Raw genomic sequence first — 22,362 nt, forward strand, 5'->3', positions numbered from 1 at the left:
CCCGTGACGGTAGCGCCTCAGACGCTCTTGTGCATCCAGCCGAAGGTGTCCTCGGCCCGCCCGAACTGGGTGTCGACCAGGGCGGCACGCACCTTCATCGTGAGCTCGGTGCTGGCGGGTGCGGGCGAGTCGCCGTCGGCGGTCTTGAGGGACCCGACCGGGGTGACGACCGCGGCGGTGCCGCACGCGAAGATCTCCGTGATCCGACCACTCGTGACGTCGGCGCGCCACTCGTCGATGCCGAACTTCCGCTCGGTCACCTGGTAGCCCATCTTGCCGAGGATCTCGATGATGCTGGCCCGGGTGATGCCCTCGAGGATGGTGCCGGTCTCGGGGGTCACGATGCTGCCGTCGTCGTAGACGAAGTACATGTTCATGCCGCCGAGCTCTTCGACGTACTTGCCCTCCTCGGCGTCGAGGAAGACGACCTGGTCGCAGCCCTTGGCGTAGGCCTCGCGCTGCGCGACGAGCGAGCTGGCGTAGTTGCCGCCGGTCTTGGCCGCACCCATGCCGCCGCGACCCGCGCGGGTGTATTCCTCGGTCAGCCAGAGGTTGACCGGCTTCGCGCCGCCCTTGAAGTAGGCACCGGCCGGGCTGGCGATCACCATGAAGGTGACGTGCTCGGCCGGCCGCACGCCGAGGAACTTCTCGGAGGCGAACATGAACGGCCGGATGTAGAGGCTCTTCTCGCCACCCTCGTCGTTGGCGGGCACCCACCGCTGGTCGACCTCCACGAGCGCGTCGACCGCCTGGACGAAGTCCTCGACCGGGAGGGCCGGCAGCGCGAGCCGCTCGGTGGAACGCACCATGCGCTCGGCGTTGGCCTCGGGACGGAACAGCCACACCGAGCCGTCGTCGTGCCGGTAGGCCTTCATGCCCTCGAAGATCTCCTGCGCGTAGTGCAGGACCGCGGCAGCGGGATCGAGCGTGATCGGGCCGTAGGGCGTGATCCGAGCGTTGTGCCAGCCCTCAGCCGGGGTCCACTCCACCGTGAACATGTGGTCGGTGAAGTTGGTGCCGAAACCGGGGTTGGCGAGGATCTCGGCCAGCCGCGCGTCGTCGGTCGGGTTCGACGTGAGGGTGGTGGTGATCTGCATGCTGGACAATTTAGTCGTACTTCCTAGTAGTTGGGAGTCGGGACGACTACCCAGCTACTCGGGCGGCGATCGCGTCGCCCACCTCCGGCGTCGAACGGGTCGAACCAGGCGTGCGCGCGGCGAGGTCGGCGATGACCGCGGCCTCGATGCGGGCCGCCGCGTCGGGGTGGCCGAGGTGGTCCAGGAGCAGCGCGCCACTGAGGATGGCGGCCGTCGGGTCGGCGATCAGCTGGCCGGCGATGTCGGGCGCGGAACCGTGGACCGGCTCGAACATCGAGGGCGCGGTGCGGTCGGGGTTGACGTTGCCCGAGGCCGCCAGGCCGATGCCGCCGGTGATCGCGGCGGCGAGGTCGGTGACGATGTCACCGAAGAGGTTGTCGGTAACGATCACGTCGAACCGCTGCGGGTCCGTCGCGAGGTAGATCATCACCGCGTCGATGTGGCAGTAGTCGGTGGTGACGTCGGGGAACTCGGTCGCCACCTCCTCGAAGAGGCGCCACCACAGCGACCCCGCGTTGACGAGCACGTTGGTCTTGTGGACCAGGGTGAGCTTCTTGCGGGGACGACGCTGCGCACGGGCGAACGCGTCGCGGATGACCCGCTCGACGCCGTAGGCCGTGTTGACCGAGACCTCGGTCGCGACCTCGGCCGGGGTGCCGACCCGAAGTGCGCCACCGTTGCCGGTGTAGGGACCCTCGGTGCCCTCACGGACGACCACGAAGTCGACCTCGCCCTTGCTCAGCACCTCGGTGGAGAGCGGCGAGACCGCGCCCGGGTAGATGCGCGACGGACGCAGGTTGACGTAGTGGTCGAGCTCGAAGCGCAGCCGCAGCAGCAGCCCGCGCTCGAGGATGCCCGGGGGCAGGTTGGGGTCGTTGGGCTTGCCGCCCACCGCTCCGAGAAGGATCGCGTCGCTCTGCCGGATCTCGGCGAGGACGGAGTCGGGCAGCACCTCTTGGGTGGCGAGGTACCGCTCCGCGCCCAGGTCGTAGCGGGTCTGTTCGAACTTCACGCCTGCCGGTGCGGCAACTTCCAGCACCTTCAGCGCCTCGGCGGTCACCTCGGGGCCGATGCCGTCACCGGGCACGACGGCCAGGGCCACGCTCCCTTCGACGGGAGTGGCCGGGACAGACGAGTTGCTAGGAGAAGTCACGGGCGAAGACGTTAGTTGTCGTCAGGACGAAGATCGTCCTCGTCTCGCAGGGCAGTCCCCACGTTGGAGGCAGCAGGACCGTTGAACGCGGCCTGCAGCGCCTCGGAGTTGCGATGGTTGAGCGGGTGGTCGGGGTCGTGCTTGGCCGGACCCCAGTCGGGATACATCTCGTACATGGTCATGCTCGCCTTCTGTGCAAGGGCTTCTCGACAGTGTGAGTGAGAAGCCATGCAGGCGATGGGATGCACGCCGCAGTACACCGCGGCGAGGTGGCCTCTCTCAGGCCCCGCCGCGGCGCACGATAAGTACGTAGAAGTGCCGCATGGTGAAACGAGAGTACGACGTCCGCGACTGCCTGTCTCATCAATTCCACGCCTTGTTCGGATGGCGAGACACGGGTTATCGGGTGAAAGACTCATTACATGAGCGCGAACCCCGAACTGCCTGACGTGGTCAGCCGTGCGTTCGACGTGTCTCGGCGGGCCGGCTACGTGTCGTTCTGCCGCAACGAGACCGGGCGGCTCCTGGCCGCGCTCGCGGCCACCCGGAGCGGGATCATGGCCGAGTTCGGCACCGGCTGCGGCGTCGGCACGGCGTGGCTGCGCTCCGGCGTGCGCGACCGCCATGCCCGGATCCTGACCGCCGAGCTCGACCCCAAGCTGGCTCGCGCGGCAGCCGAGATCTTCGTGGACGACCCGCTGGTCGACGTACTGACGGCCGACTGGTCGACGCTCAGGGACAAGGGCCCCTACTCGCTGCTCTTCCTCGACTCCGAGGAGCCGAGCGAGGTCGGCGTCGACGCGATCGCCGACCTGGTCGAGCCCGGCGGCATCGTCGTGCTCGACGGCTTCTGGCCGTGCGAGCAGTGGCCGCCGATCACCGCCGGCCGGGTCGACACCCTGCGCGAGCAGTGGCTGACCGACGAGCGCTTCACCGCCGTCGAGATCATGGTCGCCTCCGACTCGTCGGTCGTGCTCGCCACCCGCCGCTGAGGCTTCGTCTAGGTTTCCTCCCATGCCGGTGCTGCGCGTCATCAACCTCGACCGGCGCAAGCCCGAGAGCTGCTACGTCCAGGCGGCCCGGCACAACGTCTACTCGCAGTTCGGCGAGGACGGTGTCATCGAGAAGATCTTCGAGGTCATCGGCTCGACCAACCAGTGGTGCGTCGAGTTCGGCGCCTGGGATGGCGTCTACCTCAGCAACACCTGCCACCTGATCCGCGACCTGGGCTGGAGCGGGGTCCTGATCGAGGGCAGCCCGTCGAAGTTCGAGGAGCTCAAGGCCAACTTCGCAGGCAACGACAAGGTGCACCCGATCCTCGGCGTGGTCGGCTTCGAGCGCGGCAAGGACGCGCTCGACGACCACCTCGCGACCACGCCGTGCCCGCGCGACCTCGACCTGGTCAGCATCGACATCGACGGCGCTGACTACTACGTGTGGCAGACGCTCAAGCGCTACAAGCCGCGGGTGGTCGTGATCGAGTTCAACCCGAGCATCCCCAACGACGTGGTCTTCATCCAGCACCAGGACATGTCGATCCACCAGGGCGCCTCCCTCGCCGCCATGGTCGAGCTCGGCAAGCGCAAGGGCTACGAGCTGGTCGCGACGACCAACGGCAACGGCTTCTTCGTCGAGGAGTCGCTCTTCCCCCTCTTCGGCATCGAGGACAACTCTGTCGACGCGATGCGCGAGAACGTCACCGGCCGGATCTTCCACGGCTACGACGGCACCGTCTACACGAAGATGCGCCCGCTGCAGTGGGTCGGCCGCGGCGACTGGCGGCCACCGATCGACATCTTCCAGCTGCTCCCACCCGAGCAGCGCAACTGGTACGACAAGCCCGTTGACTGATACACCGCGGGCCCGGCTGGTCCTCTTCGGCGGCCAGTCCAACATGCTCGGCCACCGACTCGCGACCGGCGGCGACAAGCCCGTGTCGGCCCGCGTGTGGGCGTGGGACAACGGGGGCGCTGAGGGCTCGTGGCGCCGCGCGGAACTCGGGCTCCCGCACTTCAACCCGCTCGGCGACAAGGCCAACAACGCCGCGCTGCACTTCGCCGTCCGGCTCGCCGAGCGACTCGACGAGGACGTCTACCTGGTCGGACACGCGGTCAACGGAAGCAGCATCCTCACCTGGGAGGCCGAGGCCGCAGAGAACCTGTCCCGGCTGATCACCGAGACCAACCATGCACTGCACAGCGCCGAGCTCGTCGCGGCCGGGATCGATCGCGTCGACACCGTGTTGTGGCACCAGGGCGAGTCCGACGACCCCGAGGCATGGATGGTGCCGGCGAAGCTGACGACGCTCGCGGACTACCGGGCCGCCTTCCAGCGGATGCGCGCCGCGCTGGCTCGCCAGCCTTGGTGGACCGATGCCACCTGCTTCATCGCGGGCGAGCTGGTCCGCGACGGCTGGCTCTCAGCGCGCAACGACTTCTACTCCGCGGGGGCCCTCAACGGTCCCCGCGATGCGGTCGCCTCCTCCGAGGGCCTCGGACACACCGGCGACCACGCCCACCTCGACGGCCAGGCGCTGCAGACCCTCGGCCGCCGCATGTACGACGCGCGGGTCGGCCTGCTCTAGGTGAGCTCGCCCGGGGACGCCTTGCGGATCACGAGGCGGCTCCAGGCGCCGAGGTAGACACGCTCGTCGGCGCCGATCTCGCGCTTCTCCCCCGGCGTGACCGGCTGGCTCGGCAGCGGGCCGACGCTGCTGCCGACGTAGGTGCCGTTGGACGAGCCGAGGTCCTCGACCCACCAGCGGGTGCCGTCGGTGGTGAGCTGGCAGTGGCGGCGGCTGATGCCGCTGTCGGTCGACAGGTCGATGTCGGGGTGGATGTTGCGGCTCTTCGACGCGCGGCCGACGAGGACCGACGTCGTCTTGAGAGGTACGACGACCGGCAGTCCTGCCGAGGGAAGCGGATCGGTCGAGTCCTGGTCGGCGTACCAGTCGGGATCGATCCAGACCTCGGCCACCCACGGGTCGGCCAGCGGCGGCGCGACCGACGTCAGGGTCGCCGTCGGAGTCTGGGCGGTGGGCGGGTCGAGCGAGGTCGATGCCTCCGCCGGCGTCGACGCCGGCGTGCCGAGGTCCAGCGACGAGGCTGCCCGCGGCGCCTGCCCGGTGGTGAAGTCGTAGCCGCAGGCCTCGCAGAACAAGGCGTTGTCGGGGTTGACCGCGCTGCAGTTGGGGCACGTCGAGCCGGACGGCGCCGGCGCCGCCGGGGGCACCTCGGAGGGACCCGGCGCATCACCCGCGGGCGTCGGGGCCGGACCGGAGTCGCTGATCGGCAGCCCGCAGACGTCGCAGTAGTCGGCGGAGGTCGAGGTGTGACCCGAGGGGCAGGTAGGCAACGTCAGCTCCCGGCCGGGCGGACCCGGGTGGTCTTGGTGGACGCGGTGTCGAGAGCCATCTCATCAGCCTTCTCGACCGCGCGCTTGAGCCGCACGGTGCCCTCGGCCTCGTTGTCGACGTCGACGACCTTCTTCAGCTTGGCCGTCGCCTCCTCGTTGCCGGTCTCGGCGGCGAGCTGGACGGCACGGCCGAGCTTGGTCGTCGCGGTGGCGTCGTCGCCGGCGGCCTTGGCAGCGAGACCCTCCTGGATCGCCGCGGCGAGCTCGGTCTGGCCGGTGTAGTGGGCGACCTGCTTGTCGATCTTGGCGGTCAGCTCGGAGTCGTTGGACCACGTGGCCTTCACCAGACCCTGGGTCACGACGTCGTCACCGAGCGCGAGCTGCACGCGCGCGGCGAGCTGCTCCTGGCCGATCGCCTTGGCAGCGACCCGGACTCCCACGTGGTAGTCGCGCGACTCGTCGGCCCACGCCCCGGTCGGGAAGTCGCGGGTGAGCGGGTTGACCTGGACACCGCGGTCGGTGAGGTCCTCCAGCGTCGGCGCGACCTGGCGGACGAAGAGGACCTGGGCCCCCTGCGGCGTCCAGATCCGCAGCTTGGCGTCGGCGACACCGCGCGCCATCGAGGCGCGCATGATCTCCTCGAACTGGGCACGCATCTGGTCGGGCCCCGGGATGATGTCGACCGTCCCGAGCAGGGCCTGCGCGATGCGGCGGATCTCCGCGACCTGCCAGTCGGTGCCGACACCGCGGCAGTCGCACTGGAAGTAGCCGGTCGCGCGGTTGATCGCCTCGTCGAGTCGACCGGGGCGCTCGCGGTTCTCGCCGTCGGTGAGGAGCAGCGCGTGCCGCTGGGTGATCTGCGGGACCGAGGCGAAGATCTGGCCAGCGAGGTCGAGCCACGTCGAGATCGCGGTGCCACCGCTTCCGACGAACCGGTCGACCGCCGCGACCGCCTGCGCCCGCGTCTCCTCGCTCATCTCCACGAGGGCGGGTCCGCTCGTCACCGGCGGGAAGGCGAGCATCGCCCGGTCGGCACCGGCGATGACGGCGAACCAGGTGCCGTCGACGATCTCGGCGAGCGCCGCCTTGGCTGCGTCCTTGGCGGCCGCCATCGTCGCCGGTCCCATCGAGCCGGAGGTGTCGACGATGATGATCTCGCCAGCAGCGCCGGACCCGGACTGGCCGGCCATACCGGCGCCCTGGCAGGTGATCGTGACGATCGCGTTGACGTCGGTCCCGCCGTCGGGCAGGAACTCGTTCTGGTAGACCCCGGTGGTGAACTCGGCCATCAGTTGGGCGCTCCCTCTCCTGCTGGTGACTCAGTCGGTGCGGTGGGCTCTCCGGCATTCTGCACCGGCGGCGGAGGCGGTGGGGTGAGGGGTGCCTCGGCGGACGGTGCCGGCGGAGGCGGCGGCGGTACGGCGGGCAACGGACCCACCCGCGCCAAGGACGCCGTGATGTTGTCGTGGCCGCCGGCGGCGGAGGCGAAGCCAACCAGGTGGACGGCCATCTCCTCCGGGCCGACCGGCCCGCCCGCCGCCTGGGCAGCCGCGATCTGGGCCGCCAGGGCTGCCGGCTCGGACGCGTAGTTCCACAGGCCGTCGGAGCACGCCAGCAGCCAGCCCGGGCCGGCGATGTCGAGGAATGCGACGGACGGGACGATGTCCTGGGCGTCGCGTCCGAGCCACTTCGTGATGGCGTGCGCGAACTCCCCGGTCTCGGCGACCTCCTTGGCGACGCCGGCGGCGATCTGCTGCTGAGCGACGGAGTCGTCGACCGTGAGCTGGACACCGGGGCCGCCGTCCGGGAACCAGTAGGCGCGGGAGTCGCCGAGCTGGGCGGTACTCACCCGGGTGCCCTCGAGCACGGCGACGGTGAAGGTCGCCGACGCGGGGTTCGGTTCGTCGGGGTCGGTGATCGCGACGATCGCGGCGTTGGCCGCAGCAGCCGCAGCGGTCATCACCTTCGTCACCGCGGCGTCTCTGCTCTGAGGGGTTCCCATCCCTGCGGGCAGGGGGGTTCGCAGCACCTCGCGGGCCGCACGTGCCCCCGCGAGCGAGGCGACGTCTGAGTCGACCAGGTTGGAGACGCCGTCCAGGACGACGAGGACCGCGCGTTGCCCCGGCTGCTCGCTCGACAGCAGCGCCATCGCGTCCTCGTTGCGGCTCTTCTTGGGACCTTTGTCGCACACGCCTGCGACCCAGCTCGACGGCGCCTCGCGGAAGTGGTCGCGCTCGCTCGGCGCCTTCGTGCCGCACTGCAGGCAGTAGAGGTCCGGGCCGACCTCTCCCCCGCAGTTGCCGCACGGCCGGCGCCCCGGGTCGGGCAGCGGGTCGGGAAGCGCATCGGCCGGCCGCCGCGTCGGGGCGCTGATCGGTGCATCGCCCAGCGGGTCGGAGGCGTCGTCGGACGGCACCATCGTCGGTGGGGTCGGCGCCGATGCGTCGCCGATCTGCGCGCCGCAGGACTCGCAGAAGCGGGCTCCCGCCGCCAGCGCCGCGCCACAGGAAGGACAGGGCGTGGTCGCGGGGCTCGTCTGCTCGGTCATGTCAGGCTCCAGTTGCGCACGGCGTTGGCTTGGTTGACCAGGTCGACGCGCTCGTCGAGGTCATTGGTCTCGCGGGCGAGCATGCGCAGCGCAGACTCCAGGCCCCGGCGTACGTCGATCTCCGACGCCTGCACCGACCCGATGCTGACGCCCTTGCGCGGCGGGTTCTTCGCGACGACCGGCAGCGCCTCCTTGAGGATCCGCACCGTGTAGAGCTGCCGGGTCTGCGGGTCGACCGAGGAGCCCTCGATCGTGCGCAACGCCTGGTCGAGCACCGTCAGGTCCTGCGCGCTCCCGGCGAGCAGGACCTCGGCCCGCTGCTGGCGGCTCTCGGTGTAGCCGCGGCTGGTGGTCGGCACCAGGTCGAGGGCCGCCACCGCGCCTGCGGTGTCCTGCCGATCGCGACGTACCCGCGCCATGCCGAAGGCAGCCGGCGAGACGTAGCTCGCGTCGGTGCTCGCGCAGGTCTGGTAGAGCCCCTCGGCGACCTCGGGCTGACCTCCCTCCTCGCACGCGAAGGCCAGCGCCAGCTTGGGCGCCAGCTCGCCGGGGACCTGCTGGTAGACCGCGTTGAACGACGCCTTCGCCGTCTCCCAGTCCTCCTGCTGTACGGCGGCGAGCCCCTCCATCCACAGCGCGCGCCACTCCCAGGGGTCCGCGGCGAGCAGGTTGCCGGCATAGCTCTTGGTGGCCGCCGACTCCTTCATCTCCAGCGCCGCCTTGCACCGGGCCAGCCAGACCTCGGCGGTGTCCTCGGGCGCCGCGTCGAGGTCCTTGATCCGCCGGCGCGGGTCCTCGGCGCCGATCGTCGACAGCCAGCCGTACTGCGGGTCGGTCGTGTCCTCGCGCAGCTTGGGCAGCTGGCTCCACTCGGTGATCGGGCGCGCCGTCGCGGGGGCCTCGAAGAGCACCGAGGCGGCCGAGGTCTGGGCGGTGCCCTGCCGGGTGCGCGCGACGATCTCGCGCAGCACGCCGAGCATCTGCGTGCGCAGCTCGTCGACGGATGCGAACCGGTCGGCCGCGTCGGGCGCGCAGCACTTGTTGATCAGGTGGTAGAGCGAGTCGTACTGCTGGAAGAGCGGGGTCGAGTCGACCGGCGGCAGGCTGTGCAGGTAGGTCCCCTGGTAACCCCGGAACTCCATCGTCAGCACGACGAGCGTGCGTCCGATCGTGTAGATGTCCGATGCCACCGACGGCCCCACCTGGGCCACCTCGGGCGCCTGATAGCCGACCGTGCCGTAGATCGCCGACTCCTGGTCGTCGATGCGGCGGACACCGCCCATGTCGATCAGCTTCATCGCGTCGCCGACCTGGATCATGTTGTCGGGCTTGAAGTCGCAGTAGACCAGGCCGAGGTCGTGGAGGTACTGGAAGGCCGGCAGAAGCTCGAGGATGTAGGCCAGCGCCTGGTCGACCGGCATCGGGTTGTAGGCGCCGCCGTTGGCGCGCATCCGATCCTTGAGGATCTCCTTGAGCGACTTGCCGCCGACGTACTCCATGACGATGTAGCCGGCACCCTCGTGGGTGACGAAGTTGTAGATCTCGACGATCGCCGGGTGCTCGACCTGCGCGAGGAACTGCTGCTCGGCGATCGCGGCCGCGAGCGCGTCGGGGTCACCGGAGTTGAGCAGGCCCTTGAGCACGACCCACCGGTTGGAGACGTTGCGGTCGCGAGCCAGGTAGATCCACCCGAGGCCACCGTGGGCGAGCGCGCCCGCGACCTCGTACTGCCCGGCCACCAGGTCGCCCTGGTGCAGCTTGGGGGTGAAGGAGAACTCCTGGCCGCAGTTGGGGCAGAAGCCCTCGCTACGACCGGGCTTCCCGTCGATGCTCCGCCCGACCTTGTTGCCGCACTTGGAGCAGGACCGCTTCTCCTCGGGCACCTGCGGGTTGGCCATGATCGCCTTCGCCGCATCGACCGGAGGCGCAGGCGGGACGACCGTCAGACCCGCACCGAGACGAGCTGCGCGCATGCGCTGCGACCCCGCGCGCGTGCGACGAGTGGCACCCGAGCCCGAGCCGGCTCGCTTCGAGCCGATCGCTGCCGACCCGACCCGGCTCGAGGAGGTCGCGACCGAGCCCTCGTGGTGCGACGACATCGGCGACGCGTCGGGCGCGCTCGCGGCCGGGGCATCGGCGGCCGAGCCGCACACGTCGCAGTAGCCGTCGAGGATCTTGCCTCCGCAGCCCGGCTGGGTGCACGCGGTGCCGTTGGCGACCGGCGGCGGCGGTGCGATGCCGGTAGCCGGCGCGTCGACCGTGGCGGTAGGGATGCCGCTCGGCACCGAGGCCGCCGCGGCGTCGCCGGCCATGCCGCAGACGTCGCAGTAGCCGTCGGTGATCGTGCCGCCGCAGCCGGGCTGGGTGCACGCAGTACCTGTGGTCATCGGGCGATCTCCTTCTGAAGCCAGGTCTGGTAGGTCGCCACGAGCTGCTGGGCGACGGAGATGGGTGCCGGGCGCCGGGCCAGTACGGCGCGCGCCTGCTTCTCGCTCTCGACGAGATCCGCGCTTCCGGCGACGCCCTCGGCCTGCGCCTTGGCGACATAGGCGTCGAGCAGCGCGACGAGGTCAGCGTGCTCGGCGAGCGCGTCGGCGTACTTGTGCTGGGCGAACTCCAGCGCCTGCGACACCCGGTCGAGCTTGGCGAGGTAACCCTCGATCTCGTCGGGCGTCACCGGCACCGGACCGAGCGCGTCCACATCCGGTACGGCGAAGCGCGGTGCCGTGTCAACCGTCGCCACACACGTGTCGGCGAGCTTCTGCAGCGCCTGCTCGCGTGCTTCCAGGTCAGCGCGGAGCTCGCGCGCGGAGAGTACCTTGGACCGAGCGTCGCGGCGTCGTGCGTTGCCGACGATCAGGTCGCGCTCGAAGGTGGTCGCCTCCATCTCGATCGGACCGAGCAGCCCGCCGACGTCGGCGCCACGCTCCAACCGTTCGGTGACCGAGTCGAGACGCAGCATCAGCCCGGCCAGCGTGCGGGCCGCCGCCTCCTGGGTGTTGCTCGGCTCGAGCCCGACCTGGTCGCGGATCCGCTCCAGCTGCGCGCGCAGGTCACGCACCCGCGCCGCCTGGGCGCTCGCGTCGGGCGCGAGGGCGAGCTTGGTCCGGAGCTGCCCCGTCATGGCGTCGTTGAGCCGGCACGCCTCGGGCAGCGACACCGCCAGGCCGCCCGGCATGTCGGTGGCACCGTCGAGCCGACCCCAGATCAACGCCGAGATCCGCTCGCGCTCCTGCTGGAGCACCCGACCGCCGTCCCACGTCGCGAAGACCAGCTGGTAGCGGTCGTGGATCGCCTTCCACAGCGCCATCAGGAGCGACATGTCACCCGCGAGCTCCTGCCCCCGACCCGCCGCGATCGCGGCGTGGTCGAGGTCGCCGAGCTCGTCCTGGCGCGCACGGATCCACCCGTCGAGGTCGACCACGTAGCGCTGGATCTGCGCCGGGTCGATGGCCTCGCCGAGCTTGCCGGGGGCGTCAGGGGCTGGGGTCATCAGACCCGACCGAAGATCTGGGCAGGCGGGATGCCTTGGTCGCCGGGCTCACAGTCCGACTCGCACTTGCCGAGCGGACCCTTCAACCACCTGCTGTAGGCGCGGTCCCAGTCGCCGTCGTCCTCCATCTGCTTGACGACGTAGTTGACGAAGCGGACCAGGTCCTTGTCGCCCGAGTTGGCACCGATGCCGTAGGGCTCGTCGGTCAGCGGGTCCTGGCAGGGCGCGACCGGCACCTCGTCGCACGGCGGCGGCACGACGGCGTAGGGATCCTGCGCGGCCAGACCCGCCAAGACGGTGTCGTCGCCGGTGATCGCGTCGACCTCGCCTCGTTGCAGCTTGATCAGGCAACCGGTGTGGTTGGCCGCCGGCACGATGATCGCGTCGGGCTGCACGTCCTGCAGGTTGCCGATGCTGGTCGAGCCGGTCGGCGCGCAGACCTTCTTGCCCGCCAGGGCGTCGACGCCCGTGTAGGTCGGGGCCAACTCGGAACGCACCAGCACCTTCTGGGACGCGTGGTAGTACTCGGCCGAGAACGCGATCTGGTCCCAGCGCTCGCAGTTGATCGTGAAGTTGCGGACGACCAGGTCGACGCGCCCGTCCTGGAGGGCAGGGATCCGCTCCGCGGCGTTGATAACGACGAACTGGATGTTCTTGCCGACCTCGAACGGCTGGCCGTTGCCGTCGTTGTCGAACAGCGCTGCCCCGATGGCACGGACGAACTCGATGTCGAAGCCCTCGATCTTGTTGCTCGCGGGGTTGCGCGACGCCATGAGGTAGGTGTCGGCCGACACCCCGACCTTGAGCACCTGGGCAGCGCGGATCTCCTCGACCTTCGGTCCAGTCGGCTCACCGGTGCCCGGGTCGTAGGAGATCAGCGGCGAAAGATCCGAGGAGCACTCCACGGGCGTGGACGACGAGGATGTCGCGGCGTCCGGCTTCGGGAGAGGCGTGTCGTCGTAACCCCCGCAACCAGCGAGGAGCAACGCGACCACGGCAACGACCGCACCGAGCTTTCGGCTGGTCATGCGTATTCCTTCCGTCGAGCGCTGATACCTCGGGCGACGGCGACCGACGAGACGAGGCCAAGCAACAGCGTCAACAAGCTCCCGAGGAGAGCGACCGTCCGTCCTGCCCGGAGCTCGTCGCTCGTCGTCTTCCCGTTCTTCTCAGCCAGCTTCTGGGTCGTGGCGTCGAAAGCGTCGAAGAACGCGGTCGGCTTGTTGTCCGCACGGTCGATGGCGATCCCTCGCGCCTTGAACCACAGGTCCTTGTCGTCGTAGGCGACGATCTGCCGGTGGCCGTCGGCGTAGGCGTTCCATGAGTCGAGAGCGCTGCCGGTCGCGTTGTCCTCAACGACCTTGGCGTCAGCCTCCCACTGTGGTTCGACGGTCGAGCCAGAACCGCGCTTGATCAGGCGCAGGCTCTCCAACGCCTTGGCGTCGTTGCCGGCCGTGCGCGCCGCTGCTTGGTCGACGGCCGCCTGGAGTTCGTGGTCGTGCAGGTCGTCGTTCTGGTTGTCGCCGCGCCAGGCGGCGATCGATGCGACCAACGTCGTGACGAGGACGATCGCGGCTGCGACGGCCACTCCCACGTTGACGTAGCGACGGAACCGTCGAGCGAGCACCATGCTCATCCAGACCAGGACGCCGAGAGCCAGCAGGCCGATGAGAAGCAGGTAGAACGGGTGCTGACCCGCGAGCGAGTCCTGGGCGCGGTCCGTGTTGGCATCGACCAGGTTATTCAGGATGGGGAGTGCATCCAACCGCAACGACGCGCTGGCCCCACTCAGGTATTCGGCACCGACCGGGAACTGCTGGCGGTTGTAGACCTGCGCCGCTGCTACCGAGGTCGTGTAGTCGTTGATCTCGACCACGAGGGCCTCGAGTGCGTTCTTGTCGGCCGGCTGGGCATCGGCCGCTGCGGCGATCTGCTTCAAGACGTCCTCGATCGCAGCCCTGAAGGCGGCCTCACGATCGGGATCGCCGCCTCCGCCGACCAGGAACACGTTGGTCGCCAGCGCGTCGGCGCTGAGAAGGGAGGACTGGATGTCTTGGACCCGCACCAGCTGCTCGGTGTCGTCGGCAGCCCGCCCGTCGGACTGGTAGGACAAGAACTGCACGAGCCCGCTGGCGAGACCGAAGAGCAGCACGGCGGCCATGCCGATGATCTGGAGTCGGTTGAGCAGGCTGGGGGTGTCCTGGATCCCCGCCCGCACGGGCTTGCCGGTCGGCGCGGGCCAGAACCGCTGGGACTTCTGCGCGTCCGCAGGCGCGGGCGCCTGCTGGGCGGCCGGCGGCGGGGGCGCGGCGGCGGACTGCGTCATGGGGTCTCCTCGTGCTTCGCCTCAGCGGTGGCGTCGTCGGTCTCGAGCGGCGATGCCTCGGGGGCCTCGGGCGCCGCGGGTGCCTCTGGCTCCAACGCGTCAACCACCTGCGGTGGTTCCGCACCGGCCGGTGGCACCAAGGTGCCGTCCTCGGCGACCGCAGGCTCGGGGTCGGCGTCATCGGGTGCAACCAGGTCGTCGGGCTCCAAGGACCGCAGCTGCTCGAGGGTCGGCTCCGCGATGTCGCGCAACCGCCACGCGTGCTGGCCGATCGCGGCCTCGAGGACGTTGCGGACGTAGCGGCCGTTGCCGAAGGACGGCCCGCGCGGCACGTCGCCCAGGATCGCCCGCAGCCGCTCGACGACTGCGTCGCCGGCGTCGTAGTCGGCCGCGGCAGCCTGCTGGCTGAAGATCGCGACCAGCTCGTCGTCGCTGTAGTCGGCGAAGTCGATCACCGTGCGGAAGCGGCTCTCGAGGCCCGGGTTCTCCGAGATGAAGACGGCCATCGGCAGCGGGTAGCCCGCGACGATCACGACGAGGTCGTTGCGCTTGTCCTCCATCTCCTTGACGAGGGTGTCGATGGCTTCCTTGCCGTACTGGTCGCCCGACAGCGAGTAGGCCTCGTCGATGAAGAGGACTCCGCCCTCGGCCGACTTCACGACGTCGGCGGTCTTCTGCGCGGTCTGGCCGAGGTAACCGGCCACCAGCTCGGAGCGGTCGCACTCGACGAGCTGCCCCTTCGAGAGCAGACCGAGCGCGCGGTAGATGCCCGCCACCAGGCGGGCAACCGTCGTCTTGCCGGTGCCCGGGTTGCCGTTGAAGACCAGGTGCCGGGTGATCGTCGGGCTGTCGAGGCCGGCCTTCTTGCGCAGCCCCTCCACCCGCAGTACGGCGGCCTGGCGGTGGATCTCGTCCTTGACGTTCTTCAGGCCGATGAGGGCGTCGAGCTCGGCGAGCAGCTCCTCGACCGACTTGGTCGGTTCCTCGGGCTTGGGCTCCTCGACGGCCGGCTTCTCGGGCTCCTGGGTCGCCGTCTGCGCGCCCGTTGCGGGGTCTCGATACGGCTCGCTCGTTCCTCGCTCGCCTACTCGACCATCCGAAGGGTCGCCGCCTCCACCAGCGGAAGGGTCATCGCCGTCGCCTCCGGGCGTATCGAGACCCGGCAGGGTCGGCACCACGCCCCCCATGGCTTCGAGCTGGCTCTTCACCTGCTCGCCCATCCGCTTCACCTGGTCGAGCAGCTCGTCACCCACACCGGGCACCGGCTGACGCACGGGCGGCAGGTCGAAGGAGCTGCCTCCGCCGGGTCGCATCGCGGGCGAGGGGCTGCCGGACTGGGCAGCCAGGATGGTCGCGGCGGCACCGCGTGCATCGGGTCCGGACTCCCCCAGCCCCTGCGCGGCCATCGCCACGTCGCTCAGGGCACCGGCGTAGTCGGCCGCCTGCTCGGACTTCTCCAGCAGCAGCTGGTGGAGCAGCGGCGTAGGGCCACCGCGGAAACGGTTGCCCTGCTTGGCGGCGAGGAAGAACTCCTCGGCTCCCCCAGCCCGACCGGTCTCCTTGCCCCAGTCGAGGAACGCGCCCTTGGATCGCTCGGCGACGGTCGCGGCGAGCGCCTCGCCCTCGGCGCGGGCACTGGCCTCGTCCACGCCGGCGCCGCGGGCAGCGGCCACCAGTGCGTCGAGCGCGGACGACAGGGAGTCGGTCATGGCGTCCCCAGGTTGAGGTCGGGGCCACCGGTCGAGGAGTGGCCGAACTTGGCTTCGAGGAACTTGCCATGCGCGATCAACGCCTGGGCGTCGGCGCGGTTGGCGGCGTCGAAGATCTTGTCCATCGTGACCCCGAGCAGCTCGAGCTGCTCGATGAGCACCATCAACGAGGTCTTGTTGCCGTCGACGGGTCGGGTGTCGGCCCACTCGCGCGGGAGACGGAGGTAGCCACCGACCGCCTCGGGGAGGTACTCGGTCGCAGTCGCCATCAACGAGTAGCCGTCGTAGCTGCCGATCCCGAGGTCCGCCAGGCGCGGCAGCGTCTGCGCGATAGTGCGCGCGATCCGCACGACCCGCGAGATGACGACCGGCGGCGCGTTGCCCTCCTGGAGCATCGCGTTGACGCGGTTGAGCGCAACGAGGATGTCCTTGTCGGTCGGCGGCGGCGGGGCGACGTACGTCTCTCCGCCGTCACCCTCCTTGCCGCGGGCCTTGCGGAACCACGACCCGAGTCCCACTCGTCTCCCGACCCGTCAGCCCGTGATGTCGAGTGTGCCGGCGGCGTTGCGCTGGTCGTGCTGCTGCACCCGGTCGAGGTAGGACTTCGACTTCTGGACCTCGGTCTCGAGCACGCCGATGGTGGTCGACATGGTGTCGAGCGCCTTCGACTTGAACTCGTCGATCGAGTCCATCGTCGCGTAGATGTTGGCGAAAGCCGCCTGCAGCTGCTCGATGCCGATCGTCGACGACGCGGCCTGCTCCTGGATCTTGGCGGAGTTGTCCTTCAACATCTCCGAGGTCTTCTGGATCAGGTTGGACGTCGTGGTGTTGAGCGCGGTGATCTGGTCGAGCACCAGCTTCTGGTTGCTCAGCGCCTGGGCGACGATGACCGCGGTCCGCAGCGCGGAGATGGTGGTCGTGGTGGCCCGGTCGACGCCCTTGATGAGCTCGATGTTGTTCTTGATGATGATGTCGATCGCGAGGTAGGCCTGGATCGATACCGCGAGCTGCGTGAGCAGGTCCTGGTGCTTCTGCCGCACGTAGAACAGCACGTCCTGGCTCAGCGTCTTCGCGCCCTCGGGGTCGGTCAGCTCCATCTCCGCGATCTTCGCCGACAGCTTGGCGTCGAGCTTCTCGGAGACGTAGATGTATTGGTTGAGCCGCCCCATGACCGACCAGAGGTTGGTCTTCTCGAGGTTGAGCGCGACGTTGTCCTTCGTCAGCTCGTCCTGACCGCTGCGGAGGTGGTGCAGGATCCCGTTGAGCTGGCTCTGCGAGGACTGGTACTTGCGGAAGTAGTCCTCGATCTTGTCGTTGAAGGGCAGCTTGTCCCACCACTTCTTGGCACCCGCCGCCTGGCCAGGGTCCAGGTCCTCGATGGTCCGCCGCAGCTCGAGGAGCGTCTTGCCGACGTTGGAACCCTGCGAGATGCCCCCCTCCTTCAACGCGTTGACCGGCTTGTCGAGCATCCGGTTGGACGTCTCGGCCGCGCGCCTGATGTCGGCGTCGCCCATCGTCCGGACGTTCTCCGCCTGGGCGGCGAAGCCGGGGCTGCCGACCTTCTCGCTGGTGAGCGCGGTCAGGAAGGTGTCGACCTTGGAGTCGAGCTCGGGCACCATCTCGGCGGAGACCTGCGGGGCCATCTTCGGCGCCGCCGTCTCGGTGACCGGTGCAGGCGCCTCGGGCGCGGTCAGGGTGAGGACGGGCTCCGGCGGGGCGAGTGGGCTCGGCTCGGGGGCGGGAGCCTGGGAACCATCGGTGGTCATGAGTGGAGACTATCCACCAATTCCACGCTCCACACTCAGGGATTCCCCTGGGGCAAAGATGACCAACCCGGCCCGCAAGCGGGGCCGGATCCGTAGCGTCAGTCCATGCCTTCCACGACCGTGGGCCGCCGCCCGTCACGCAGGATGTTTGCGCTCGCCCTGCTGCTGCTCCTCCCCGGCTCGACCGTCGCCCTGGCGACGGCGTTCGCCCCGGCGGCCGAGGCCGCGACCACGGTCCTGGTGCCGCCGGATCTCGACTGGCGACCGACCCTCACCGGCGGCCCGGCCCGCAAGGCTTGTGGCGCGACCGTGCGATGCGTCGGCCCGACCGGCTCCTTCGCCACGATCCAGGCCGCCGTCAACGTGGCGGTCGACGGCGACACGATCCAGGTCCAAGGAGGGACCTACGCCGAGCGGGTCGTCGTCGACTCCAAGGAGCTCGTCCTGCTCGGCGGGTTCGCACCGGGCTTCGGCAGCCGGGACCCGGCGACCCGGGTGACCACGATCAACGGCGGTCTCGCGGGCACCACCCTGACCTGGATCCGCCCCGGGGACTCCGTGATCGACGGGTTCCGGATCACCGGTGGCGAGGCACCGCTCGACGAGTTCGGCCGCGGCTACGGGTCCGGGCTCTACGTCGACCACCAGGACAGCACGGGCGACGTGACGATCACCCACAACCTGTTCGAGGGCAACGACGACGGCCAGGACTTCAACGACTGCGACCGCTGCGTCTTCGGCGGCGCGATCGCGGTCGGGAGCTGGGGCGGCGACAGCAGCGCGACGATCGCTGACAACATCATCCGCGACAACCGCGCCGTGATGGCGGCGGCCCTCTTCGCGTCAGTGCCGGTGCTGCTCGAGCACAACCTGATCGAGGACAACGCGGCCGGCGGCGACCACGGCGGTGCGCTGTTCCTCTCCGGCGATGACAGCGTGCTCCGGCAGAACCTGGTCCGCGGCAACACCGTGGGCGACCAGGCCGGCTACGGCTGGGGCGGCGGCGGCATCTTCACCGGCAACGACACGGCGACGAAACCCACGGTGCTGCTCGAGGCGAACCGGTGGGTCGGCAACGAGTCTCCGAGCCACGGCAGCGCCTTCTTCGTCGACGAGGCCGCCCACGCCGAGATCGTCGGCGACCTCTTCCACGGCAACGTCTGCAACAACGACGGGGTGCTCTACCTCGACGGCGGCTCGGACTTCGGCTCGACGGCTCTCGTCGAGAACGTCACCATCAGCGCCAATGGCTGCCCCGACGGCGCGAACGGCGCCGGGATCCTCGCTGAGGGAGGGTCGCGCCTCGACCTGCGCAACAGCATCGTGACCGGCAACGGCGGCGCCACCCAGGTGTGGCAGTGCAACAACTGCCAGACCACGCCGCCGGCGTCCAACACGACCATCACCTACAGCCTGGTCGGGCCGAGCACCGGCGCGGTCACCCGTGGCGTCGGCGTCATCACGGGAGCACCCGGATTCGTCGCCCCGGCCGGCGGCGACTTCCACCTGATGTCGTCGAGCCCGGCGATCGACGCCGCCGACCCGGCCTCCACGGTCGCGGCCGAGCCGGTGCCGAACGGCGGACGGCGCAACGCCGGCGCCTATGGCGGCACCGACGAGGCGACCACCAGCGACGACGAACCGCCCGTCCCCATCGCTCCGGAGTCGGTCACGACCTCGATCGGAAGGGTGCCGAAGCCGAGCCGCACCGGCCGCGCGACCGTCGTGGTCGAGGTCGCCGACGGGCTGCCCGCGGCGACCGGCGACGTCCGGGTCCGCCTCATCAAGCGCGACGGCACCCGCAGGCAGGTGGTCGGCACCCTCGACGGTGGCGCCGTCACCGTGACCCTCCCGCGCCTGTCGGTCGGACGCTGGCGCGCGGCCTCCCGCTACCTCGGGGACAGCGCCTACCTGGCGACGAGCGCGCCCGTCGTCCGGTTCCGGGTGCGCGCGAGCGCCCGGATGCGCGTGCGGGCCGACGACCCGATCCCCGGCCTGCCACCCCCGGCCGCCGACGTGTGGGACGGCAGCTGCGACACCCCGGCCACCGGCACGACGTACGACGTCGGCCCGGGCCGCGCGTGGACGACCATCGGCGCGGTGCCCTGGCTCGACCTCGGGCCCGGCGACCGGGTGCGGATCCACGCCCGGCCGGCGCCGTACAAGGAGAAGATCCTGGTCGTCGGGCAGGGCACCGCGTCCGAGCCGATCACGGTCTGCGGCGTCCGCGACGGTGAGGGCAACCGGCCGGTCATCGACGGCAAGAGCGCCACGACCCGGCCGGGCATGCGTTCGGACTTCGAGGGCACCCAGCTGCGCGGGGTGATCACCCTGGCCGCCCCGGACAACACCCCGTGGGGCACCAAGCCGAAGTACGTCGTCATCGACGGGCTGGAGGTGACGGGCGGCTATCCCGGCAACACGTTCACCGACTGGGCCGGGGTGACGCGCACCTATCCCGACAACGTTGCCGGGATCTTCGTCGAGCGCGGCGAGTGGGTCACGGTCCGCGACACCGTCATCCGCGGCAACGCCAACGGGCTGTTCGTCGCGTCCGGTGACGAGGAGGCCAGCGTCTCGCGGCACGTGCTCGTCGACGGCAATGCGTTCCTCGGCAACAGCGTCGTCGGGCGCGACCGCGAGCACCACTCCTACATCGAGGCCGAGGACGTGGTCTACCAGTTCAACCACTACGGCGACACGAGGGCGGGCGCGCTCGGCGGGGCGCTCAAGGACCGGTCGACCGGCACTGTCGTGCGGTTCAACACGATCGAGGGCGGCTTCCGCGCGATGGACCTGGTCGAGGCCCAGGACAGCTTCCCGATCTTCGGGGACCTGCCCGCCTATCGAGAGACCTGGGTCTACGGCAACGTGGTCGACCTGACCCATGGCGACGCGGCCTACGCCATCCACTACGGCGGTGACTCCGGCCTGGAGGACACCTACCGCAAAGGCACGCTCTACTTCTTCAACAACACCGTCGTCTACCGCTTCGACCAGAGCGAGCAGTACAACGCGTCGGTCTTCGACATCACCACGCCGGACGAGACTGCAGAGATCTGGGGCAACGTCTTCTCCGCCGGCCCAGCGACGCCCGGGGCCACTCCGTTGGAGCTCTCGCTCGAGCGTGGCAGCGGGGTCCACCACCTCGGCGCCAACGTGATGGGTCCGGCGATGGTGCAGTGGCGCAGCGACACGCACACAGGATCGATCACCGGCTGGTCGAGCCGCATCACGGCCTCGAACCTCGGGTTCACCGACCTCGCCGGCTCCGACTTCCGCCCCGTGGACGGCTCACCGCTGGTCGACGTCGGCGCCACCGCTCCGAGGGTGGTGCCGTCGCGGCACGCGCTGGCCTACCAGTACGTCCCGCACCAGCTCGCCCTCGGGCGCCCCGTCAACGGCACGTCGGTCGATGCGGGCGCCTATGAGAACGGCCCCGCCACCCCGATCGACGACCTTGGGCCGGACCTGGCCGACCCCACCTTCGCGCTGACCGTCCCCCGACTCCGCTACGACCGGTCGGCCTCGATCGAGGTGGTCGTGACCGGGGACGGCGCCGCCGCGAGCGGCCAGGTCAGCCTCCACGAGGGAGCGCGGACCCTCGACACCGCGACCCTCGACGGCGACGGATCCGCGACGTTCGACGTTGCTCCAGGCGAGCTCCAGCCCGGTGCGGCCGCGCTCGTCGTTGAGTACGGCGGCAGCCCCACCGTGGCGGCCGGCCAGCTCGACCGCGTGGCCATCGTGGGCCGCGGGGTCGTCGACCGGGTATCGCTCACGGTCCTCCGTCCTCCGCTCGTCGACCGGCGGGGACGCGTGTCGGTCACCGTCGACGTCGCCGCCGGACTGGCGACACCCGAGGGGGCGGCCACCGTGCGTCTGACGCGGGGCGACCGGGTGCGGACCGTGGAGGCGGCGCTGGTTGACGGGACCGCGACGATGCGGTTGCCGCGTCTGTCCCGCGGCCGGTGGGAGGTCGTCGTCCGCTTCGGTGGCGACGACCGCTACCGAGCCAGTCGGGTCGAGACCTTCGTCCGCGTCCGCAGCTAGCCGAGCAGATCGGCAGGTCGCCGCGAATCGCGGTCGACCGCGTGGGACTGCGGTATCTCGCGCGGCCGGTCCAGGCGGAGTTCGCGCACGGTGCTGACCACGCCGATGACGCCGACGACCAGGAGCAGGGTGAGCAGTCCGATCATGACGAGCCACCTCCTACGGGGGCAGTGGTGTCGACTCCATTGTCGACCTTGATGGGGACGAGGAACAGGGGCAGGAAGACCTGGGTGAGCGGGCCGATGGCGAGTGCGTAGACGACGGTGCCGAGGCCGAGCACGCCGCCGAGCGTGAGGCCGACGAGCACGACGACGACCTCGAGCGCCGTACGGACCAGGCGGATCGAGAGGCCCGTACGTCGAGCCAGCCCGGTCATGAGGCCGTCACGAGGACCGCGGCCGAGCTGAGCGCCTATGTAGAGGCCCGAGGCGAGGCCGCAGAGCACGACGCCGCCGACCATCAGTGCCACCCGTGCCGCGAGGACATCGGGTGCGTCGAGGAGGGCGAGGGTCGCGTCGGCGGAGAAGCCGACGAGGAGCGCGTTGGCGATGGTGCCGATGCCGGGCTGCTCGCGGAGCGGGATCCAGAGCAGGAGCACCACGAAGCTCATCAGCACGACGGCCTGGCCCAGCGTGATCGGCACGTGGCGGATCAGGCCCGAGTGCAGCACGTCCCACGGGGCGAGGCCGATGGCGCCGCGCACCATCAACGCGAGGCTGACGCCGTAGAGCACCAGGCCGACGACCAGCTGCGGGAGCCGTCGGCCGAGCCGGCCGGCGCGGAGCTGGGCGAGCGGGCCCAGGTCGACGAGCGCGGGGGCCGGAGCACCGGTGGATGCAGTCATTGCCGTCATGCCTCAATGA

At 70.2% G+C, this 22,362-nt stretch carries 19 protein-coding genes; 4 read left to right on the forward strand and 15 right to left on the reverse strand.

Features of this window, described 5'->3' with window-relative positions; genetic code table 11:
• Positions 1–17: 17 nt before the first annotated feature.
• The 3 genes from F0U44_RS08790 to F0U44_RS22975 are packed head-to-tail and all read right to left on the reverse strand — an operon-like array spanning position 18 to position 2,432.
• Positions 18–1,097, reverse strand: coding sequence for a branched-chain amino acid aminotransferase (locus F0U44_RS08790; protein ID WP_149727926.1), 1,080 nt, complete (start codon positions 1,095–1,097; stop codon positions 18–20).
• A 46-nt stretch (positions 1,098–1,143) separates the two neighbouring features.
• Complete coding sequence (locus tag F0U44_RS08795; RefSeq protein WP_149727927.1) at positions 1,144–2,250, reverse strand: 3-isopropylmalate dehydrogenase; 1,107 nt, start codon at positions 2,248–2,250, stop codon at positions 1,144–1,146.
• Between the two features lie 11 nt (positions 2,251–2,261).
• Entirely contained in the window at positions 2,262–2,432 is a 171-nt protein-coding gene (locus tag F0U44_RS22975; RefSeq protein ID WP_188113400.1) for a hypothetical protein, read from the reverse strand.
• Positions 2,433–2,672: 240 nt separating this feature from the next.
• Here F0U44_RS22975 and F0U44_RS08800 point away from each other — a divergent pair, with 240 nt between their 5' ends.
• The 3 genes from F0U44_RS08800 to F0U44_RS08810 are packed head-to-tail and all read left to right on the forward strand — an operon-like array spanning position 2,673 to position 4,834.
• Positions 2,673–3,242 (forward strand): O-methyltransferase, encoded by a 570-nt coding sequence (locus F0U44_RS08800; RefSeq protein WP_149727928.1) that lies wholly within the window; start codon positions 2,673–2,675, stop codon positions 3,240–3,242.
• A gap of 22 nt (positions 3,243–3,264) precedes the next feature.
• On the forward strand, positions 3,265–4,101 hold the full coding sequence (locus F0U44_RS08805; protein ID WP_149727929.1) for a class I SAM-dependent methyltransferase: 837 nt from the start codon (positions 3,265–3,267) through the stop codon (positions 4,099–4,101).
• The gene (locus F0U44_RS08810; RefSeq protein WP_149727930.1) at positions 4,094–4,834 is read left to right on the forward strand and encodes a sialate O-acetylesterase; all 741 of its coding nucleotides are present in this window, start codon (positions 4,094–4,096) and stop codon (positions 4,832–4,834) included. Before F0U44_RS08805 ends, F0U44_RS08810 begins: the two co-directional genes overlap by 8 nt.
• On the opposite strand, the gene F0U44_RS08815 is transcribed toward F0U44_RS08810, so the two are convergent.
• From F0U44_RS08815 to F0U44_RS08860, 10 genes are read right to left on the reverse strand one after another with little or no spacing between them, the layout of a single operon-like run.
• Positions 4,831–5,604, reverse strand: a complete 774-nt coding sequence (locus F0U44_RS08815; RefSeq protein ID WP_246160396.1) for an FHA domain-containing protein — start codon at positions 5,602–5,604, stop codon at positions 4,831–4,833. The two genes, F0U44_RS08810 and F0U44_RS08815, sit on opposite strands and share 4 nt — an antisense overlap.
• Positions 5,605–5,606: 2 nt before the next feature.
• Positions 5,607–6,893, reverse strand: a complete 1,287-nt coding sequence (locus F0U44_RS08820) for a vWA domain-containing protein (RefSeq protein ID WP_149727932.1) — start codon at positions 6,891–6,893, stop codon at positions 5,607–5,609.
• Positions 6,893–8,152: a PP2C family protein-serine/threonine phosphatase gene (locus tag F0U44_RS08825; protein ID WP_149727933.1), complete on the reverse strand. Its 1,260-nt coding sequence runs from the start codon at positions 8,150–8,152 to the stop codon at positions 6,893–6,895. Before F0U44_RS08825 ends, F0U44_RS08820 begins: the two co-directional genes overlap by 1 nt.
• A complete protein-coding gene (locus tag F0U44_RS08830; RefSeq protein WP_149727934.1) occupies positions 8,149–10,539 on the reverse strand; it encodes a serine/threonine-protein kinase in 2,391 nt (796 codons plus the stop codon). The genes F0U44_RS08825 and F0U44_RS08830 overlap by 4 nt, the downstream gene beginning before the upstream one ends.
• Positions 10,536–11,645: a hypothetical protein gene (locus tag F0U44_RS08835; protein ID WP_149727935.1), complete on the reverse strand. Its 1,110-nt coding sequence runs from the start codon at positions 11,643–11,645 to the stop codon at positions 10,536–10,538. Before F0U44_RS08835 ends, F0U44_RS08830 begins: the two co-directional genes overlap by 4 nt.
• A complete protein-coding gene (locus F0U44_RS08840) occupies positions 11,645–12,673 on the reverse strand; it encodes a glutamate ABC transporter substrate-binding protein (RefSeq protein ID WP_149727936.1) in 1,029 nt (342 codons plus the stop codon). Before F0U44_RS08840 ends, F0U44_RS08835 begins: the two co-directional genes overlap by 1 nt.
• Positions 12,670–13,971 carry a GlnX family signal transduction membrane protein gene (locus F0U44_RS08845; protein WP_149727937.1) on the reverse strand — a complete coding sequence of 434 codons (1,302 nt, stop codon included), beginning with the start codon at positions 13,969–13,971 and terminating at the stop codon, positions 12,670–12,672. The genes F0U44_RS08840 and F0U44_RS08845 overlap by 4 nt, the downstream gene beginning before the upstream one ends.
• Complete coding sequence (locus F0U44_RS08850; protein ID WP_246160398.1) at positions 13,968–15,680, reverse strand: AAA family ATPase; 1,713 nt, start codon at positions 15,678–15,680, stop codon at positions 13,968–13,970. Before F0U44_RS08850 ends, F0U44_RS08845 begins: the two co-directional genes overlap by 4 nt.
• A complete protein-coding gene (locus tag F0U44_RS08855) occupies positions 15,677–16,198 on the reverse strand; it encodes a hypothetical protein (protein WP_149727938.1) in 522 nt (173 codons plus the stop codon). The genes F0U44_RS08850 and F0U44_RS08855 overlap by 4 nt, the downstream gene beginning before the upstream one ends.
• Before the next feature lie 15 nt (positions 16,199–16,213).
• Entirely contained in the window at positions 16,214–17,446 is a 1,233-nt protein-coding gene (locus F0U44_RS08860; RefSeq protein WP_149727939.1) for a toxic anion resistance protein, read from the reverse strand.
• 105 nt (positions 17,447–17,551) lie between these two features.
• Here F0U44_RS08860 and F0U44_RS08865 point away from each other — a divergent pair, with 105 nt between their 5' ends.
• Positions 17,552–21,499 carry a right-handed parallel beta-helix repeat-containing protein gene (locus F0U44_RS08865; RefSeq protein ID WP_149727940.1) on the forward strand — a complete coding sequence of 1,316 codons (3,948 nt, stop codon included), beginning with the start codon at positions 17,552–17,554 and terminating at the stop codon, positions 21,497–21,499.
• On the opposite strand, the gene F0U44_RS22980 is transcribed toward F0U44_RS08865, so the two are convergent.
• Both F0U44_RS22980 and yczE read right to left on the reverse strand, forming a co-directional pair.
• On the reverse strand, positions 21,496–21,645 hold the full coding sequence (locus F0U44_RS22980) for a hypothetical protein (protein WP_188113401.1): 150 nt from the start codon (positions 21,643–21,645) through the stop codon (positions 21,496–21,498). The genes F0U44_RS08865 and F0U44_RS22980 overlap by 4 nt on opposite strands.
• Entirely contained in the window at positions 21,642–22,343 is a 702-nt protein-coding gene (gene yczE / locus F0U44_RS08870) for a membrane protein YczE (protein ID WP_149727941.1), read from the reverse strand. The genes F0U44_RS22980 and yczE overlap by 4 nt, the downstream gene beginning before the upstream one ends.
• Positions 22,344–22,362: the final 19 nt, after the last annotated feature.

The organism is Nocardioides humilatus, from assembly GCF_008373755.1.
GTDB lineage: Bacteria > Actinomycetota > Actinomycetes > Propionibacteriales > Nocardioidaceae > Nocardioides > Nocardioides humilatus.